Origin of the sequence: Novosphingobium sp. Gsoil 351, from assembly GCF_009707465.1 — a bacterium.
Lineage (GTDB): Bacteria > Pseudomonadota > Alphaproteobacteria > Sphingomonadales > Sphingomonadaceae > Novosphingobium.
Genome location: NZ_CP046120.1, coordinates 3,716,053 through 3,733,733, shown reverse-complemented (window position 1 = coordinate 3,733,733; position 17,681 = coordinate 3,716,053). Strand labels below are relative to the sequence as shown.

Annotated in this window: 20 protein-coding genes, 1 tRNA gene and 1 pseudogene; 11 read left to right on the top strand and 11 right to left on the bottom strand. The window is 63.7% G+C overall.

Annotated elements, in window-relative coordinates:
• Positions 1-51: 51 nt before the first annotated feature.
• Both GKE62_RS17985 and GKE62_RS17980 read right to left on the bottom strand, forming a co-directional pair.
• Positions 52-723, bottom strand: a complete 672-nt coding sequence (locus GKE62_RS17985; protein ID WP_230206807.1) for a COQ9 family protein — start codon at positions 721-723, stop codon at positions 52-54.
• Between the two features lies 1 nt (position 724).
• Positions 725-1,312: an ankyrin repeat domain-containing protein gene (locus tag GKE62_RS17980; RefSeq protein WP_230206806.1), complete on the bottom strand. Its 588-nt coding sequence runs from the start codon at positions 1,310-1,312 to the stop codon at positions 725-727.
• A gap of 93 nt (positions 1,313-1,405) precedes the next feature.
• On the opposite strand from GKE62_RS17980, the gene GKE62_RS17975 reads away from it, so the two are divergent.
• The 6 genes from GKE62_RS17975 to GKE62_RS17950 all read left to right on the top strand — a co-directional run bounded on the left by GKE62_RS17975 (position 1,406) and on the right by GKE62_RS17950 (position 5,435).
• Positions 1,406-2,008 carry an SCO family protein gene (locus GKE62_RS17975; protein ID WP_154693424.1) on the top strand — a complete coding sequence of 201 codons (603 nt, stop codon included), beginning with the start codon at positions 1,406-1,408 and terminating at the stop codon, positions 2,006-2,008.
• On the top strand, positions 2,005-2,445 hold the full coding sequence (locus tag GKE62_RS17970; RefSeq protein WP_230206805.1) for a YcgN family cysteine cluster protein: 441 nt from the start codon (positions 2,005-2,007) through the stop codon (positions 2,443-2,445). The genes GKE62_RS17975 and GKE62_RS17970 overlap by 4 nt, the downstream gene beginning before the upstream one ends.
• Positions 2,442-3,188, top strand: a complete 747-nt coding sequence (locus tag GKE62_RS17965; protein ID WP_154693422.1) for a M48 family metallopeptidase — start codon at positions 2,442-2,444, stop codon at positions 3,186-3,188. The genes GKE62_RS17970 and GKE62_RS17965 overlap by 4 nt, the downstream gene beginning before the upstream one ends.
• A 240-nt stretch (positions 3,189-3,428) precedes the next feature.
• Positions 3,429-3,692, top strand: a complete 264-nt coding sequence (locus GKE62_RS17960) for a hypothetical protein (protein WP_154693421.1) — start codon at positions 3,429-3,431, stop codon at positions 3,690-3,692.
• Positions 3,693-3,832: 140 nt separating this feature from the next.
• Positions 3,833-4,807 carry a bifunctional diaminohydroxyphosphoribosylaminopyrimidine deaminase/5-amino-6-(5-phosphoribosylamino)uracil reductase RibD gene (gene ribD / locus GKE62_RS17955; RefSeq protein WP_154693420.1) on the top strand — a complete coding sequence of 325 codons (975 nt, stop codon included), beginning with the start codon at positions 3,833-3,835 and terminating at the stop codon, positions 4,805-4,807.
• A 10-nt stretch (positions 4,808-4,817) separates the two neighbouring features.
• The gene (locus GKE62_RS17950; RefSeq protein WP_154693419.1) at positions 4,818-5,435 is read left to right on the top strand and encodes a riboflavin synthase; all 618 of its coding nucleotides are present in this window, start codon (positions 4,818-4,820) and stop codon (positions 5,433-5,435) included.
• Between the two features lie 102 nt (positions 5,436-5,537).
• Here the strand turns inward: GKE62_RS17950 and GKE62_RS17945 are convergent, their stop codons facing one another.
• The 3 genes from GKE62_RS17945 to GKE62_RS17935 all read right to left on the bottom strand — a co-directional run bounded on the left by GKE62_RS17945 (position 5,538) and on the right by GKE62_RS17935 (position 8,165).
• Complete coding sequence (locus tag GKE62_RS17945) at positions 5,538-6,092, bottom strand: GNAT family N-acetyltransferase (RefSeq protein ID WP_154693418.1); 555 nt, start codon at positions 6,090-6,092, stop codon at positions 5,538-5,540.
• 1 nt (position 6,093) lies between these two features.
• The gene (locus GKE62_RS17940) at positions 6,094-7,272 is read right to left on the bottom strand and encodes an amino acid aminotransferase (RefSeq protein WP_154693417.1); all 1,179 of its coding nucleotides are present in this window, start codon (positions 7,270-7,272) and stop codon (positions 6,094-6,096) included.
• A gap of 134 nt (positions 7,273-7,406) precedes the next feature.
• On the bottom strand, positions 7,407-8,165 hold the full coding sequence (locus GKE62_RS17935) for a DUF1134 domain-containing protein (RefSeq protein ID WP_154693416.1): 759 nt from the start codon (positions 8,163-8,165) through the stop codon (positions 7,407-7,409).
• 213 nt (positions 8,166-8,378) lie between these two features.
• On the opposite strand from GKE62_RS17935, the gene GKE62_RS17930 reads away from it, so the two are divergent.
• Positions 8,379-8,471, top strand: a tRNA-Ser gene (locus GKE62_RS17930).
• Between the two features lie 81 nt (positions 8,472-8,552).
• Here the strand turns inward: GKE62_RS17930 and GKE62_RS18635 are convergent.
• Positions 8,553-8,768 carry a hypothetical protein gene (locus GKE62_RS18635; RefSeq protein WP_195908523.1) on the bottom strand — a complete coding sequence of 72 codons (216 nt, stop codon included), beginning with the start codon at positions 8,766-8,768 and terminating at the stop codon, positions 8,553-8,555.
• A 303-nt stretch (positions 8,769-9,071) separates the two neighbouring features.
• On the opposite strand from GKE62_RS18635, the gene GKE62_RS17925 reads away from it, so the two are divergent.
• Genes GKE62_RS17925 through GKE62_RS17910 form a run of 4 tightly spaced genes read left to right on the top strand, consistent with a single transcriptional unit; the run spans position 9,072 to position 14,016 of the window.
• Positions 9,072-9,356 carry an acyl carrier protein gene (locus GKE62_RS17925; RefSeq protein ID WP_370516025.1) on the top strand — a complete coding sequence of 95 codons (285 nt, stop codon included), beginning with the start codon at positions 9,072-9,074 and terminating at the stop codon, positions 9,354-9,356.
• 12 nt (positions 9,357-9,368) lie between these two features.
• Positions 9,369-11,279 carry an HAD family hydrolase gene (locus GKE62_RS17920; protein WP_154693414.1) on the top strand — a complete coding sequence of 637 codons (1,911 nt, stop codon included), beginning with the start codon at positions 9,369-9,371 and terminating at the stop codon, positions 11,277-11,279.
• Positions 11,280-11,303: 24 nt separating this feature from the next.
• Complete coding sequence (locus tag GKE62_RS17915) at positions 11,304-12,875, top strand: MBOAT family protein (protein WP_154693413.1); 1,572 nt, start codon at positions 11,304-11,306, stop codon at positions 12,873-12,875.
• Positions 12,841-14,016 (top strand): hypothetical protein, encoded by a 1,176-nt coding sequence (locus tag GKE62_RS17910; protein ID WP_154693412.1) that lies wholly within the window; start codon positions 12,841-12,843, stop codon positions 14,014-14,016. Before GKE62_RS17915 ends, GKE62_RS17910 begins: the two co-directional genes overlap by 35 nt.
• 298 nt (positions 14,017-14,314) lie before the next feature.
• Here the strand turns inward: GKE62_RS17910 and GKE62_RS19910 are convergent, their stop codons facing one another.
• The 5 genes and pseudogenes from GKE62_RS19910 to GKE62_RS19280 all read right to left on the bottom strand — a co-directional run.
• Positions 14,315-14,476 (bottom strand): hypothetical protein, encoded by a 162-nt coding sequence (locus tag GKE62_RS19910; RefSeq protein ID WP_370516024.1) that lies wholly within the window; start codon positions 14,474-14,476, stop codon positions 14,315-14,317.
• Complete coding sequence (locus GKE62_RS17905) at positions 14,436-15,005, bottom strand: hypothetical protein (RefSeq protein ID WP_230206804.1); 570 nt, start codon at positions 15,003-15,005, stop codon at positions 14,436-14,438. Before GKE62_RS17905 ends, GKE62_RS19910 begins: the two co-directional genes overlap by 41 nt.
• A gap of 222 nt (positions 15,006-15,227) precedes the next feature.
• Entirely contained in the window at positions 15,228-16,733 is a 1,506-nt protein-coding gene (locus GKE62_RS17900; RefSeq protein WP_154693411.1) for a YfjI family protein, read from the bottom strand.
• Complete coding sequence (locus tag GKE62_RS19285; protein WP_230206803.1) at positions 16,730-17,155, bottom strand: toprim domain-containing protein; 426 nt, start codon at positions 17,153-17,155, stop codon at positions 16,730-16,732. The genes GKE62_RS17900 and GKE62_RS19285 overlap by 4 nt, the downstream gene beginning before the upstream one ends.
• A gap of 283 nt (positions 17,156-17,438) precedes the next feature.
• A pseudogene (locus tag GKE62_RS19280) lies at positions 17,439-17,633 on the bottom strand (CHC2 zinc finger domain-containing protein); the annotation flags it as partial.
• Positions 17,634-17,681: the final 48 nt, after the last annotated feature.

Sequence of the window (17,681 nt, the reverse complement as noted above, 5' to 3'; positions counted from 1 at the left end):
CTGGTGACCAAGGAGTCAAGGTACCCCTCTCCCCTTACGGGAGAAGCACGATCACCGCGCAGGGTACCGCAACCGCCCGAGCAGCCGCGCCGGGCTGAACCGTTCTGCGTCGGGCCGCAGCACCTGTGCTTTTACCTTCTCGAACTGCATGACGTTGTCGATCCGGCGATCGAGGAACGCCTTGGTGTCGGCGAACCCCTCGCTCTCGTCCTGCGCGAACACCGTCAAGGTCGAAGCATAGAGCGCACCCAGGGTCATGCGCTTGGTGTAGTGGTTGTAGTCGGTCGCGGTATCGCCCGCCAGGCGCCACATCGCGTCGGCGCTCTTCCAGCCCAGCCGCAGCGCCCGCGCTGCGTTCTGCGGCATCGCCATGATTGCCAGCGCGCGGCGCAGCGCTTCCTGCTGCCCCGCCACCGCGTCGAGCCGAAACTGGACCAGGCGGCGGATGCGCTCGCGGATCTTGAGCGGCGCCAGCGTTTCGAGCGGGAGCGCTTCGGCCATCGCCCGGTCGATCGCCGCGATCCACGCCCCGATCAGCACCATCGCCGATGATGAGCCATCGGCCTTGAACGCGAACTTGGCGACTTCCGCGTCGACCCCTTCGCTCTCGGCCGCATTGGCCACCGCCAGCGGCGTCCATCCGTCGAACACTGCGGCATCCGCGATGGCGGGAGCCAGAGCTATCCGCAATTCGTCGAGCGTGAGATCGGCTGAAATCGCCACGCTAGAATTTCGGTCCGTAAGCAGACCCCTTGGGCTTGCCAGCAGCGGCCTTGGCGGCGTTCTCGATCTCCGCCAGCACCGGATTGCTACGGCCGTCGAGCGTGGCATAATCGAGCGCCGAGCGCCCGGAGTTGTCGTTGCGCGAGGGGCTCGCCCCTGCCTTCAGCAACACCCGCGCCAGAGCCCCGTCGCGGCGATGGGTTGCCGCGATCAGCGGCGTTTCGCCGGTGCTGTTGGGTTCATCCACACGCGCGCCAAGCTTGAGCAACAACTCTACGCCTTCGGAAAACCCCAGGTTACTGGCGAGCTGAAGGGGGGTTTCCCCCTTGTTGTTACGCGCATTGACGTTAGCGCCCTTGGCCGCGAGGAACTGCACCCAAGTCAGGTCGCGGCGCGCCACAACGATGTGCAACGCGCTGTCTCCAGTCGAAATGTCCTTGGTGTTGACCAGGGTGCTGCCAGGGGTGGCGAGCATGTCAGTGACTTCCTGGCCATCTTTCTTGCGCACTGCCTCCAGGAACTTGTAGCCCGTCGAAAATTGCGCGTGCGCGGGAAGCGCGAGCGAAAAGCCCCCGAATGCCAGCGCCAAAGCCGCGATTCGCCACCGCAATTGCACCCCAACCTCCTGAAAATGCCCAGCCGCAAAGGGAGTCGTCCCTTGCCCAGCCGCCGTTAGCAGAGCATGAACCGCCGCGCCATGCTTCGCCCCCTTGCCGCCCTTGCCGCTGCGCTGCTCTGCGCCCTCGCCGCCTGCTCCCCCGGCCAATCCGAGCCACCGCCTCTCGAAGGCGCGGCAATCGGCGGCGACTTCGCGCTGGTCGACAAGGCCGCCAAGCCGGTCCGCTTTCACGATTTCGCGGGCAAATACCGGATCGTGTATTTCGGCTACACTTTTTGCCCCGACGCCTGCCCGCTGGACGTGCAGAAGCTGATGCAGGGCTACGCCAAATTCGCCAAGGCCGAGCCCGAGGTCGCGGCACGAGTCCAGCCGCTGTTCGTCAGCATCGATCCGGCCCGCGACACCCCGGCGGCGGTGGGCGAATTCGCCGCGGCGTTCTCGCCCCAGCTGATCGGCCTGACCGGCAGTGAGACGCAGGTCGCCGAGGCCGCGAAGATGTTCAAGGCGTTCTACAGCAAGGGCGAACCGACCAAAGACGGCGGCTACCTGATGGATCATTCGCGCGTCGCCTACCTGATGGACCCGCAGGGCAAGCCACTGGCGCTGTTGCCGATCGATCAGACCCCGGACGCCGTCGCCGAAAGCATCGCCAAATGGACGAAATGAAGGAACCGCGCTTCTGGGACAAGCCGCTCGACCGCCTGACCCGCGCCCAGTGGGAAGCGCTGTGCGACGGCTGCGGCCAGTGTTGCCTGCACAAGCTGGAGGACGAGGACACGGGCGCGATCTATCGCACCAACGTCGCTTGCCGCCTGCTCGATCTCAAGACAGGCGGCTGTTCCGACTACCGCCACCGCAAGGCGCAAGTCCCGGATTGCCTGCGCCTGACCCCGCGGCTGGTGCTAGAGGTGCCTTGGCTGCCTAAGACTTGCGCCTATCGCCTGCGCGCGGAGGACCAGCCGCTGCCAGCGTGGCATTACCTTGAATGTGGGGATCGCGAGGCGGTTCACCGCGAAGGCATTTCCGTGCGCGGCCGCGCGGTGAGCGAAGTGGTGGCCGGGCCGCTCGAAGACCACATCGTATCGACCGAGCCGGTCGGATGATCGATTGGCTGCGCCGCGGGGGCAAGCCGCGCCCTGTTGCCCCTTCCGAACGGCGCAGTCTGACTATCGCCGGGCGCGAACTGCCGGTGAAAATCCGCACCTTGCGCACCGCGCGGCGGATGACGCTGCGGATCGCCCCCGACGGCAGCGAGGCGCGGATCACGATGCCGCCGTGGGGCCGCAGCGGCGAGGCACTCGCTTTCGCTCGCGAGCGCAGCGACTGGCTCGCGCGCCAGCTTGCCGCTGTTCCTCCGCGAACCGCGCCGGAGGTGGGCGAAGCCCTGGCCTATCGGGGTGAGCGCCTGACCGTCGCCTGGTCGTCCGGGGCGCCGCGCCGTCCGGTGCTCGATGACGGCGCGATCCTGCTCGGAGGCCCGCAAGAGTCGCTCCAGCGACGCTTGCAGCGGTGGCTCGAGGCGGAGGCGCTGCGGCTGTTCGGCGAAGACGTCGCCGCGTTCGCGGCCGCCGCGGATGTCGCCGCCCCGCGCGTGCTGCTCTCCCGCGCCCGGCGGCGCTGGGGGAGTTGCACCAGTGGGGGAGTGGTCAGGCTCAACTGGCGGTTGGTCATGGCCCCCGATTTCGTCCGCCGCTCGGTCGTCGCGCACGAGGTCGCTCACTTGGTCCATTTCGACCATGGATCTGGTTTCCACGCATTTCTCGACGCGATCTACGACGGCGACCTGCCTGCCGCCAACCGCTGGCTCAAGCGCGAAGGCCGCAACCTCTACGCCCCGTTCGGCTGACACGGCATCTGGCGCGCACAGCCGCCAGCCCCTATCTTGGCGCCATGTCGCTGTTCCACCGCATCCTCCGCCGCATCAACCCCCTCGCCGCGCTGGGCGATCTCAGCAGGGAATTGGCCAGGCCCCACCCGCACCGCTTCAAGATCATGGCGGTCGCGGCGATGGTCACCATAGGGCTGTTCTCGGTGATGTGGCAGGAAGGGGGGCGCGGGGCTGCCGCGCCCGCCGCAGATCACCTATGTGCAAAGCTTCGATCCCAACCGCAGCGAGGCCGAGATAGTCGCCGGCAACATCGCCGCGACCAACGCCTCGCGCGCCGCGGAGGCTGAGGAAGCCGCCAGCCAAGAACGCATCCGCCAGATGTACAAAACGCTGGGCCGGGTCTCGGGGATGGACGTCGATAAGATTGAGGCCGAGGCCAAGGCGGAGCGCGAAGCGGAAGCGGCGGCCAAAGCCGCGGGCAATGGCATGCCCAAGGCGCGGGTGGCGCGCATCAACGATTAGCGCGGCACAACTCCTTTTCCGATGATCCAGCGCGAAGTCGAGGGATCGGGCGGGACATCGGCGCGGACGCGCCCGTCGCAGTATTGCATCACGCTTGAATAAACCCTCGACATCGCTCGGGGAGAGCGGTTTGAGGGGGTGTGACCGAACAGAAATCCGACCGCGACTGGCTCGCCGCCGCCGCCCGCTTGGCCGAACGCGGCAGGCCGCTAAGCCGGCCCAATCCCGCGGTAGGGGCGATCGTGGTCAAGGATGGCCGCGTGGTCGGACGCGGCTGCACTCAGCCGGGCGGACGGCCCCATGCGGAAGCGGTGGCGCTGGCCATGGCGGGCGAAGCCGCGCGTGGCGCGACGCTCTACGTCACCCTCGAGCCGTGCGCGCACGACAGCCCGCGCGGACCGGCCTGCGCCGACCTTGTCGCGGCAGCGGGTGTGGCGCGGGCGGTGATCGGCTGCGGCGACCCCGACCCCCGCACCCAGGGGCAAGGCCTCGCGCGGATCGCGGCGGCGGGGATCGCGGTCGCTACGATCGATTCCCCGGCGTGCCGCGATAGCCTCGCCGGATACTTGACCCGCACCCGGCACGGCCGCCCTCACGTCTCGCTCAAGCTCGCGTTGTCCGAAGACTGCCGCCTTACCCCCCTCCAAGGCCAATGGTTGACCGGCGAGATCGCACGCGCCCACGTCCACGCCTGGCGCGCGAAGATGGATGCGATCCTGGTCGGCGGCGGCACCCTGCGCGCCGACGCGCCGCGGCTCGACGTCCGTCTGCCGGGGATCGAGGATCGCAGCCCCGAACGCTGGCTGTTGACGCGTGACTCGGCGCGGGATGGCTGGCGCGCGGTAGCCTCGCCCGCCGCGATTGGCGGCACCAATGCGCAGTGGCTGATGGTCGAGGGCGGCGCGGCCACCGCGCGCGCGTTCCTCGACGCGGGGCTGGCAGACCGGCTGATGCTCTACCGGGCGCAGCTTGTGGTAGGCGGCGACGGGCCCGCCCTGCCCGATCTGGCGGCGACGGCGCTCGCCGACGCAGCCGACTGGAGGCAGACCGACATCCGCCGCCTTGGCAACGACACGCTCGAAGTCTACGAGCGCTCGGGGCCGCTGGCCATCTAAGAGAAAGCGCATGTTCACCGGCATAGTCACCGCGATCGGCACCGTCGCCAGCGTCGAGCAGCGCGGCGACCTGCGCCTGACGGTCGCTTGCCCCTACGATCCCGCGCAGATCGCGATCGGCGCTTCGATCGCCTGCTCGGGCGTGTGCCTAACCGTGGTCGACCGCGGCGGCACGGCCGGAGACGCTTGGTTCGCGGTCGATGTCTCGGACGAGAGCGTGTCCCGCACAGCGCCGCGCTGGCACGCGGGGGCCAGGCTCAACCTTGAACAGGCGCTCAGGCTGGGCGACGAGCTGGGCGGGCACATCGTCACCGGCCACGTCGACGGCGTCGGCGAAGTGTTCGGCACCTGCCCGGCGGGCGACTCGATCAAAGTCGGCATTTCCGCCCCCGCCGAGCTTGCGCCCTATCTCGCCGCCAAGGGCTCGATCACCGTCGACGGGGTATCGCTGACGGTCAACGAAGTGGCCGACCAAGCGGACGGCACCTGCCATTTCGCGCTCAACCTGATCCCGCACACCGGCGAAGTCACCACACTCGGCGGGCTGACCAAAGGGAGCAAGGTCAACCTCGAGATCGACGTGCTGGCACGCTATTTAAAGCGCATGGAGAGCTTGCGGGCGGTTTGACGCCAGTCACTTCTCCCAGCGCCGCTCATGTCGAGCGAAGTCGAGACATCACGCGCCGACTTCACGTGTCTCGACTTCGCTCGACATGAGCGGACGTGGAAGTCAGTCGGTGTGGCGGACGTTGAGTGGCCCGTCCGCGAACGCGGCCCGATCGATCGTAAACCGCACGTGCCGCACCGGGCCGCCGGCCATTTCGCGGGTTTCGGTCCAGTCGTCGAGCACGCCGCCGATCTTGGTCATCGCCTGGCGTGAGCGGATGTTGTCTTCGCCGACGATGAAATGGACCCGCTCGACCGCCGCGAGCGCGTGCGCCAGCATCAGCCGCTTCATCTCGCGGTTATAGTCACCGCCCCAGTACGCGCGCGCCAGGAACGTCCAGCCGATCTCGACCGATCCGCCTTGCTCCTCATTGTGGCTCTGAAACCGCGAGGAGCCGATGATCGCGCCACTCGTCTTGTCGATCACCACTAGCGCCCCGCCCTTGGCCAGCGCGTCAGCGAAGAACGCGCGGAATGTCGGCTCCTTCCAGCGATCACGCGCTGGGTGTACTTCCCACACCAGCGGGTCCGACGCGACTGCGAACAGCGCCTCCCAATCGTCCGCACGCAACGGCCTAAGCAGCAGCCGCTCCCCTTCGAGCGTCGGCTGCCGGTCCATACTAAGCGGTTACCGCCGCCAGTGCGACGACGAACGCGTCGATGTTGCCCATGGTCAGTCCGGCGATGTTGATCCGGCCCGATCCGGCCATGTAGATGCCGTGATCGGTCCTCAGCCGCATGATCTGCTCGGCGTTGAGCTTGAGCACCGAAAACAGCCCGTTCTGGCTCCCTACCGGACGCAAGTCGATCCCGCCGACGATGCCGGATTCGGCCAACCGCGCGCGCACCTGGCGCATCCGGGCGCGCATCGTGTCGAGTTCGTCCTGCCACTGCTCGGTCATCGCGGTGTCTTCCAGTACCATCCGCACCGCGGCGGCGCCGTGATCAGGCGGCATCGACCAGTTGGCGCGGGCCAGCGCGTGACCATTCGAGAGCGCAGCGCTCATCTGCCCGTCCGCCGCGGTCATGATATAGAATGCGCCAACCCGGTCTCGATACAGCCCGAAATTCTTGTCGCAGCTGTAGGCGACCAGCGCCTCGGGCACCGCGGTCAACACCCGGCGAACGCCATAGGCATCCTCGTCCATCCCGTGGCCGAGACCTTGGTAGGCGAGGTCGAGCACCGGGAGCAGCGCCTTGTCGGCCAGCAGCCCAGCGATCTCGTCCCATTGCGCGGGGATATAGTCGATCCCGGTCGGGTTGTGGCAGCAACCGTGGAGCAGGATTGCATCGCCCGGCTCGGCTGCCACAATGGCGCCACGCAGACCATCCATATCGACCGCGCCATCGGACCCGGAGTGCGCGAATGGCTTCAGTTCGAGGCCCAGATCGGCGAGAATCTGTGCGTGGTTGGGCCAGCTCGGCGTGCCCATCCATACTCTGCCGACGCCCGCCTTCTTGGCCAAACCCAGCGCCAGCCGCACCCCGCCGGTACCGCCAGGGGTCTGCATCCCCTCAATCCGGCCACCGAGTGTCGGATCGTCACCACCGAAAATGTAGGGCATCAGCGCATGGACGAAGCCCATGTCGCCCTCTGGCCCAAGGTAGGCCTTGGTGTCCTGCGTCTCGAGCAGCCGCGCCTCGGCCGCCTTGATCGCGGCGAACACCGGGGTGTCGCCCTGCCCGGTGCGATAGACTCCGACGCCCAGATCGATCTTGTCGGTCCGCGGATCGGCGTTGTGGAGCTTGATCAGCGCGAGCAGCGCGTCGGGCGGTTGCTGGGTCAGGGTGTCGAGCATGGCGGCGCGCGCATAGCCCCCATACCGCGCCGCGACAACCGGGTGGTTGTATATTGCGAAAGGTTATCCGCCACGCGAACCCGTCCGACGCACCTTGCGACCCTAGCGAACGATACCGTCCGCTGTGACGGTCGTTAGAATGGCATCCACTTGGCGGTTTTGCTGAACTTCATGTAGCCTGCGTTGACTCCAAGCCGCAGGCCAACTCCCATGCGGATCGGGATCAGGACTACGTCGCCCTGGCGCATGTAACTGGCGTTGAGCCCGCCGACGACATACGCTTGCCCCTCGCCCGCCGGGAACCGCTTGTAAAGGTCCTGGCTGTCGTAGAGGTTGTAAACCAGCACGAAAGTCTTGCCCGCATTGGCTCCTGCGTCGAACCCGACCGACGGCCCGGTCCAGTAGACCGGCTTTTGGCCCTCGACTTTGTGATATAGTGTCCCCGAGCCGTAACGCAGGCCGACTACGAACGCGCCGCCCGCCTCGCGCCCGACAATATAGCCGTTGGGCTCGCCCTGCTTCTTGAGCAGGTCCTCTATCATCCGCGCTAGGCCCTCGGCGCCCTTGCCGAAAACCCCCTCGGCGGCGCCGATGACGTCGTCCTTGTGATAGGTCGCGCCCTGAACCTGCGTTGCGGGGGACGCAGGCGAGGCGGGCGACGACGGCGGCGACTCGGCAGGCAATGCGGGAATTGTTCCCGCCTCGCTGCCGACCGGCGTTGCATAGTCGGCGCCCGGCGCCGCGGCCGCGGACTGCGCGGGGGCCGCGATGTCGCTGTTCAGGCCTTGGTTCGGGTCGATGGGCTGGAGCGATTGCGCCGATCCGGCGGAACTCAAGGTCAGCGCCACCACGCCCGCGAGCAGCAATCCGCGTGCCGTTCTCGAAATCCCCATAATACGATTCCCGTCCCTGTGTGGCACCCGGCGATCCCCGCCGAGCGCACCCATCCGTCAAGAGAATCGATGCCTGCCCCCCTCGCAATGAACCGGCGATGATCCGAGTCCGTTTTGCGGTGAACCGATTCCAAACCGCTGCGCGCGGGGACCGCCGAGGGCGCTTGCCGACCCCCCGCCCCTCGCTATAGCGCGCCCTCGCCGCTGCGATCCGGAGACGTGGGTGAGTGGCTGAAACCAACGGTTTGCTAAACCGTCGTACTGGTAAATCCGGTACCGAGGGTTCGAATCCCTCCGTCTCCGCCACCCAAATCTGATTTATTGAAACTTTTTCAAGCAATCGGGTGTCGTTCCCATAAACGCTCCCCGAAAAACCAGCCGCTTGCCCTAACGTTGATTGCGTAGCCGGACCAATTCAGGAAGCTTGGCGATGTTGTTCGCGAGGCGGCGCGCACTGTCACGGGAAACAAGGTGCAACTGGCTGTGGCCGCTCCGGTCGTCGCTAAAGTAGACGTAGGCTACCCGCACCCCATTCGCGGCCACTATCCAATAGCAGTTCGCGTTCCCTTTCATGGTCCACGGTGGAGGGAAACGCTCGGCCATCCGGCCTTGAGAACGTAGCAGGAACGATTTGGCAAGCGGCAAACAAGCCCCTTTGGTTGGCTATGACCACAATGGGTGGAACGAGGACGTGAACGATGTGATTGTTCGGCGCATCGCTGCGGAAAAAACCTGAGGGGGTGGGCGCCCCCCAAGGGCCGATATGGCCTCCCTCCAAGCTCAGATGCGGAGGCGATCCCCTACCTACGACGAATTACCGTAGCGAGAGCTTGTACGAACCCTATCGTTCCTGTCGAAACCTCAACCGCTTAGGCTCGCCTGGCTGTGAGAGGTTTCCAAGAGTGAGTGTCGAGACTAGTCAGGCGCGAATCGAATGGGGGTATCGCTGTGCCAGTAGTCACTATCGAGCAACTCGGTGAAATCGTGCGTGATGTCTTCGATGATGAAGTTGCGGAAATCACCGAGGAAACGACCGCCCGCGATGTCGAAGGTTGGGACAGTCTCAACCACATCCGTTTCATGGTCACAGTCGAACAGCGATTTAATGTCCGCTTTACCAGCCGCGAGGTAGAGAGCCTGCATAACGTAGGTGACCTGCTCAAGGCTCTCAACTCGAAGTCTCCGAGCTGATTAGGGCAGGACATGGATTTACTTGCGGACCTAGGATGGCTGCGCCGCGCCCCCGGAGATTTCAGGCAACGTTGCAAACAACTCGATAGTCGGACAGGAGGCATCGATGCGGAGGCGGACGCTGAGCTAATCGACCTTGCCAATCATGCGCTCGACCTCAACCAGCTCGGACGTCTCGGCAAACTCGCGGCAAGACGCAGCCAAAGCGATGCGGGCGGCGTGCTCGCGCGGTTCAAGCTTGGCCTGATCGGAAGCGGCACGCTGAGTTTGATCGGGACGGCGATCCCGGGTTCAGGCCTACGCCACTTCGTGCTCATCGATGTCGTGGAAGCGGAATATGGACGGTCTCTCGAACAAGCGATGGACCCGACCAGCCAGCTTCGGTCTTCCGGTCTCGACAGTGCATTCCTAGCGTTCGATTACCGCGATCTTCATTTGAACACTGCCGCAAGCGATGCCGACACAGCCCACGCGCAGGTCGAACACGCCCTCGCCTACATCAAGGCTGTCGCGGAAAGTCTGCGGCCATCCCTGACCGGGCCAATTCTGGTGCAGACGCTAGTTCCGCCTGTCGAGCCGCTCTTTGGCAGCCTCGACGCCACCGAGGCCTCGAGCCCGTATGCAATGGTGCAAGCGCTCAATCGCAGCATTGTCGAGTGGGTCAGTGAGAGTGACGTTGTACTCGTCGACGCAGCGCGGTTCGCGGCTGCGGTCGGCACGGCACGGTGGCTCGATCCGGTCCATTGGCATTCGGCGAAGTTGCCCGTCGCTCCTCAGTTCATTCCTCTGCTTACGGACCTCATCGCGCGGACGGTCGCCGCGATCAGGGGGAAGACCCGCAAGTGCCTCGTTCTCGACCTCGACAACACCGTCTGGGGCGGCGTCATCGGCGATGACGGGCTGGATGGCATTGTGATCGGCCAGGGTTCGGCCGAAGGCGAGGCATTCCTCTCGGTGCAACGTGCAGCGCTGGACCTTCGTGCTCGCGGGATCGTGATCGCGATCAGTTCAAAGAACGACGAAGCGGTGGCTTGGCGGCCGTTCAGCGAGCATCCCGACATGCTGCTGAGGAAAGAGCATATCTCGGTGTTCCAGGCCAATTGGCAGGACAAGGCGACCAACATCAGGCATATCGCCCAGAGCCTGAATATCGGCATCGACGCGCTGGTGTTCCTTGACGATAACCCCTTTGAACGCGAGCTGATCCGGCGGGAATTGCCGTTCGTCGCGGTCCCGGAACTGACCGACGATCCCGCCCAATACGCCACCATCCTCGCGTTGGCCGGTTATTTCGATGCAATTGCGATCTCGCTGGAGGATCGCAAGCGTGCCGAGTATTACAAAGCCAACGCCGAGCGCACTTCGATGCTCGCCTCGTCGACCGATCTGGAAGGCTATCTTCGATCCCTCGACATGGTCTGCACGATCAGGCCATTCGATTCGATCGGGCGGGCGCGCGTGGCCCAACTCATCAACAAGTCGAACCAATTCAATCTGACGACACGACGTTACACCGAAGCAGAAATCGCCGGCATGGAAAATGCGGCCGACAAATTTACGATGCAGGTCCGCCTCGCTGACAAGTTCGGCGACAACGGAATGATCAGCGTCGTTTCCTTCGACAAAAGCACATCGCAATGGTCTAATGATTTGTGGCTGATGAGCTGTCGGGTGCTGGGCCGCCGCGTCGAGGAAGCAGTGCTTGCGCATGTTGCCGCTGCTGCGCTGGCGGAGGGGGTGCCGAAGCTGGTTGGCACATACCTCCCGACGGCTAAAAACCAGATGGTCGCTGGCCTCTATGAACGTCTCGGATTTTCACTGGTCGAAAGTTGCCCCGACGGCGCGACGATCTGGGAACTTGCGTTGGAAAGCTATGCGGCGCCCGAGCTTCCCATGAAGATCGACGACAACCAGACCGCTTGATCAGATAGCGAAAATAGGCCCGCGATGCTATTCAACTCCGCTCCCTATCTTTTTGCATTCCTGCCGCTGTCGCTGATCGCGTTTTACCTGCTCGCAAAGGTCAGCCGCGACGCCGCAAAAATCTTCGTTATAGCGGCTTCGCTGTATTTCTACAGTTGGATGAGCGCGAAGTTCCTGCCTCTTTTGATCGGATCGGTGGTCGTAAACTATGTGCTGGGGCGTGCGATCATACGGGCTTATGGTGCAGAAGACTTAAGTCGGATCGCACTTCTGCGAAACGTGGGAGTTTTGGGCAATCTCGCGTTGCTCGTCTATTTTAAATATACCAACTTCCTGATCGAGAATGTGAATGTTGTCGCCGACGCCAAGATTCAGGCACTCAATATAGTTCTTCCCCTTGGCATCTCATTCTTTACCTTCCAACGCATATCCTATCTGATCGATTGCTCGCGCGGGGAGGTCGCGCGCGGGCGGTTCGTCGATTTCGCCGCGGTGTCCGTTTTCTTCCCGCAGCTGATTTCAGGGCCGATCATCCTATACGGGGAGACGAAGCCCCAATTCGATAGCTCCCACCTGGGATCTCGGACGGCGAGCAATTTGACGGTGGGATTGGTCATTTTCGCCATTGGCCTCTTCAAGAAGACGGTCTTGGCCGACAACGCCGGATATGCCTGCGACCCGGTGTTCGATATGGTCGCGGACGGGGGCAATCCTGGCGTCCTGGCGGCTTGGATTGCCGTGCTGTCTTACACCGTCCAGCTTTACTTCGACTTCTCGGGTTACTCCGACATGGCGATCGGTTCGGCGAGGATGTTCGGTATCCGACTTCCCCTGAACTTCCATTCGCCGCTCCGCGCCAACAGCATCATCGAATATTGGCGGCGTTGGCACATGACCCTCAACCGGTTCATGGTTCGCTATTTCCTGCCAGCCCTGTCGCTCAAGCTGACCCGCGCCGCCGTCAGACGGCGCTTCGGCTCCCAAGGCACCTTTTTCGCCTCAGTCGTGCTCCCGGTTTTCCTAACCTTCGTCGTCATCGGAATCTGGCATGGGGCGAGCTGGAATTATGTGTTGTTCGGGATTCTCCATGCCAGCTACGTTTCGATCAACGAGATTTGGCGCAATGCGAGGAAGCGTAGGCGGAAGCGGCTGGGTCTGAAGGGTGCGCACGAGCCTGCAAGGGGCGAGCGTCTTCTCTATCACTTGCTCACCCTCCTGTGCGTCCTCGCAGCCAATGTCATGTTCCGCTCGGAAACCGTGTCGGGCGCATTGGCCTATTACGGAACGCTGCTCGGCTTCGACATCGATCCCGCGTCCGTCGCCCCCTACCGCCCTGAATTGCTGATGTTCGTCGCCGTGGGGTGGTTCATCATCCTATTTCTGCCCAACACGCAGCAGATCCTAAGGGCCTATCGCCCTTCGGTGAATTGGAACCAATGGAAGAATGTCGCCCTCCCGGAAGGGACTCGCTTCATCAAATGGCAACCTAATGCAATCGGACTGGCCGCCTGCGGCTTGGTTCTCGCCGCCTCGATCACAGCCATGATTGTTGAGATGTCCCGTGAGCCAGCACAGTTTATCTATTTCCAGTTCTGATCTTGAACACGCGCGCCGCGCCAGGTGGACGTTCCGGCCGCTGCTGGGAATTATCGCATGGGCGAGCGTGGGCCTTGCTGCGATCGACACTTTCATCGGTTTGGCTTTTCCGTACCCTGACGATCCGAAGACCATGCCGTCGCGCCTGCAATCGTTCTTCGAATATGGTCGATCGGCCGAGGGCTCGCTGCAGCGCAGGACCAGGGCGGACAGGTCGCAAACGGCACCGATTACCCTTTCCGGATGGTATCAGCCCCTGATCGCATCTCAACCCAGTGGGGCCGCCGGAAAACCCGCCGTGACCATTTATGGCGGTTCCCATTCCGTCCGCCTTGCGCACGCTCTTGTCCGGGTCACCGACGACCTCACTTGGCGTTCTGTGGCGGCTCCTGGCGCATCGTCGAACTGGTCATACGGAGCTTTTCTTCGGGACAAAGATGGGAGGAAGGGCAGCGTTGCGGTGGTCTTGACGTTCAATACGAATCTGCTGCCTGCGATCACGTCGTTCTCGCCCACCATGTGGAACAACGACAATCCAATGCCGTACACCGGAGATCGTTTTGTCGTGCGCGATGGCGAGCTGAAAGTGATTCACCCACCATACGATTCCTTCGAGGAATATCAGCGAACGCTTACGAACCCGGCCGCTTGGTCGCGGGCCGTCGATTTCTTCGCCAGAAACGATCCGCTGTTCGATTCCATCTCGTTTCGGTCGAACCTGTTGGACCATTCTGCCCTGGCCCGCCTCGCTCGGCGTGCTTACAACACCGACCGGCACAAGAAAATCGAGCATGCCGTTCTTGATCCCGTCAAGTTCAACGAGGATAGCGAGGCTGTTCAGCTTGCGCGGGCAATCATCCTCAAATTCGCAGCCGATGTCAGGGCCGAGGGCAGGATCCCAATTGTCTTTCTGGTCAATGATCTTGGATATTCGGACGTGCTCTTCCGAGCTGTCGAGCCCGCTTTGCGAGCCAGCAATGTGCCCTACATAAGTTCACACCAGTTCATCTCGCCCAACGACGTAAACGGCTATCTTCCAGACGGACATTTCACTGACGCCAACGATGATCGCTTGGGGAAGGCGCTGGACGATCTGGTAAGAAGCCAAACGGCAATCACGTTGGATAAGACCAGGCGCTAGACTGGCCGCTCCTGTGGCGTCGCCTCGTTGCTAGCGGGCCAAGTAGCTAATCGTGGTGTCTAGCGAATGTGGAACAGAATGCCGGTTAACTACGATGCCCAAAGCGAAAAGGCCAATCAGCCCCCATGCTAAAATATCGCGTTTTCTAGTCATGATTTGACCTTAGCAGCAGTGTGGTAAGAATCCAACAGTTAGCCGACAGCCGGAAATCGTCCCCATTCCAAACCTTCGCATCAATGAGCGGGGAACGGCAGCAATAGGTCGTTTTCTGCCGGTCCGGTTTGACCCGGCAGCGTGATTAAGCCTCTTCATCATCAACCAGTCGCCCAATCAACCTGATGAACGCCGCCGCGTGCATCGCGCTCGCGGACCTAGCCCCATGCTTCCAGGCGTTGCGGTTGCCCTTGGGAGCGCCGGGGTTAGTCCCGCCGTGCATCCTGCATCGCCGCTTGCCCTGCACCGCTGGCGATTGGCACTCCGTTCCCGAACGGGTCCGGGCACGGCAACGCGGGGCTTGCGCCAGTCGATCCGGCTGTATGGGATTGTCCGTCAAATTTTTCATTTTCTCCGCTCCCCCCGGTGTGGTGGTGGAATTCGTCGGCGATGACGGCCTGCCCGCCCTCGTTGACGTGGACATGCCGCACCGTCTGTTCGCGCGGCTGGTGCAGCTTGGCCAACGCTTCCAGCACGGCCCGGCAGTTGCCCTGAGCCTTGAAGGCCAGTCGGGCATAGCGGTCCGCTGCTTGGGGGTAGTCGCCGAAGTTGAGGGTAGCCCGGCGGCTCAGTTCGGTGAACATTGCATCCAATGAAAATGCCTGCACGGTCAGCAATTCGCTCGCCATCTTCAGTTCGCCATTGGCGGCTGCATTCGCTTTGGCCTTCAGGCTTTCACCGTAGTCTCCAAAGTCGGGTTCGCCGGGCAGCTTACCCGCCATCTTGTCCGCCAGCCCCTTGGCGACGACGCCGTGGCGGAAGAACGGATCGACCATTGCGCCCGCCATGCTCCGACCTTCGGATTCACCCGGTTTGCATTCTACAACCGCCCCTTTCGAGGTGGTGCCAGTCTGCTTTGATTTGCTTTTGGTCATGCCGATCGATCCTTTTTCCAAATTTGTGTTTTCGCCCCACCCCCTGCGACAACCGCGACAATCGCGACAAAGGCCGCTCCGCTCGACGTGGGAAATGTCGCAATGTCGCAAGTGTCGCAGGGGTCATGTGCAGATCCGCCAGGCCTGCTTTCGCGCCTGTTCCTCAATGACTGTGCCCGGCGGCAGGGGTAGCAGCCAACCGTGCTCGGCCAGCAACAGCACCGCCCTTTTGGCCTCAGGGCTCTCGCGCAGCATGTTCGGTCCCAGCCGGACCACGTCGCGCACGGTGAGCCACGACTTGCCCCACGAGGCAGACAGCATCCATTGGCGCAGCGCCTCGGCCTTGCCGACCTCGACCGATACCGTCGCCGCCCCTGCCAGTCGCGCGGCTTCAGACAGGTAGAATTGCGCCAGCGCGATGCCGTTGGCCATCGCCTCGCCCGACACCTGTTGCGCGCCGAGATCGACCCACAGCGTCAGCACGCCAGCAATTCGCGCCGCCTGTTCCGCCGCCTTGCTGGCATGGCCCCGGATCGGCTCGTAATCGCCGCCGGGTACTTGCGCCCGCTCGACCAAGTCGCTGAACGCGACCAACTGCGCTTTCGCCTCGCTCGACAGTAGCACGGCGCGCGGCTTCAGTTCTCGGGTGTCGGGGTCCATCGCCATGCCAGTGTGCAGGATTTCCGCCAGCCGCTCGGCAAAGGCTTCCAGCGGCGCTCCGTTCAACTTCCTGGCATCATGCAGGCGGGTGCCAATGGTGGATGCCGGTTGGCAAATCAAGCAGCGCGGCAGAAAACCGGTGTCCGCTGCCAGCGGATCGGCCAGCAAAGCATGGGCGACCATCGGCTGGACCATGAGGTGCAGGCTCAGCCGCCGCCCGTAGAGCGTGAATGCGCCATCACCTTGCCGGGTCCGTTTGATCGGGTCGCCCATCCATAGGCTGTTCAGCGCCGCCAACGTCTTTTGCCGATTATCCTGCGACATCGCGAAGCCGCCCAGGAATTGCCCGCCTTCATCGGAGAACAGCCCCAAGGTCGGCTGGCCTAAGTGAAACAGCTTGGTCAGCCCTTCGTAAGTCGGCTCCGATACCAGCCGGTCTGGCATGGCTGGCGGCGACGGCTCGGCTCCCAGCGCGGCCAGGTTGGCCTTGTCGGCCTTGCCTTTCTTGACCTCGCCCAGCACCTTTTCGTGCCGAGCTTTCCAGATTGCGCGTTCGACATCCCACGCCTTTCGGGCATCGCCATGTGCCGCCGCTTGTTCCCGTTCGAAAGCGCGAAGCTCCCGCATCAACGGGGCGTCGCAACTGCTTTTGCGTTCGCCCGATGCCGCGATGGTCAGGCAATAGAGCGAGAGCGGTCGAGGCCCGCCCAGCGTCTCGACATCGGCAAACCCCTGCAAGGCCAGCGCGGCTATCGCCAAGGCCGATTGCGCGGGGATCGCGACCGGGGCTTGGGTCATGCCCTGCACCGCCTCCACGGCCCCGCGCAGCGGTCCCAGCGCGACGACAGGATACGGCAACCCTCCGGGGATCGCCCGAACCAGCGGTTGCGGCTGGCCGATGATGTCTGCGGGGGTGACGGTTTCGGCATCCGCCAGCCGCGCCGGGTCGATTTTGCGCCGCACGCTCATGCCGCTCCCCGCAATTCATCGTTGAAGTCCTTGAAGGCTGGCAGAGGCCTGATGATGCGAACCGACAGGCCACGGTGAGCAAACGCCAACGCCGCTTCGCGCGCCGAACGCTCGCCAGCGCCGTCGTTGTCCGCCGCGATCACAACACTACGCACACCGATGGGAAACTGCATTGCGGGCAGAAACGTCGCCCCCGCCCCGACCCATACCGGTCCGCCCACCATCTCCAGCAGCGACAGCCCATCCTCGGGGCCTTCGCACACTGTCACGATACCGCTGGCGTCCAGATCGCCCAGCCTTATCGCTCCGCCCTTCACGCTGCCCAGCGAACGTTTGGGCTTGGCCACGTTCGCCTTGCCCTCCCCATCGTCCGCCAGCCAGATACGCTGGATTCCGGTCAGATCGCCCGCGACGTCGCGCACCGCCGCAACCAGGCAGGGCAACGGCCCCAGATTGTCGCAGGGAAGAGTCAGGGAAGCGGATGTCAGGGGGGAACGGGGGTTGGATGCCCCGGAGCGCCAGATACGACTGAGCGTGCGTCCCAGCCGCCGGAACGGCCCTGTTCCAAAGGGCGATGGCCTCGGGTGTCCGGCTGGCCTTCAGCGGCGATGGCTGGGTCGCCATGGCCTGTTTGGGAACGTTGCCTGCACACAGCAACCGCGCGGCTTCGGACAGCGTCACGCCATAGTATCGCTGCACGAAATCAAACACGTCACCCGAAGCTCCGCACCCGAAACAACGGAATCGCTCCCCGCCAGCGAAAATCGTGAAGCTGGGTGTGCGTTCGGCGTGGAACGGACAGCACCCCAGCCATTCGGTGCGGCTGGGTTTGAGCGCGACCACGTTGCCCGCCACGTCCGGCAAGGGGTTGTCCCGGCGGATTGCATGAATGTCGATCATGCCGACCCTCCCCCGAAAGCCAGCGCCGCGACCATGACGGCCATTTCG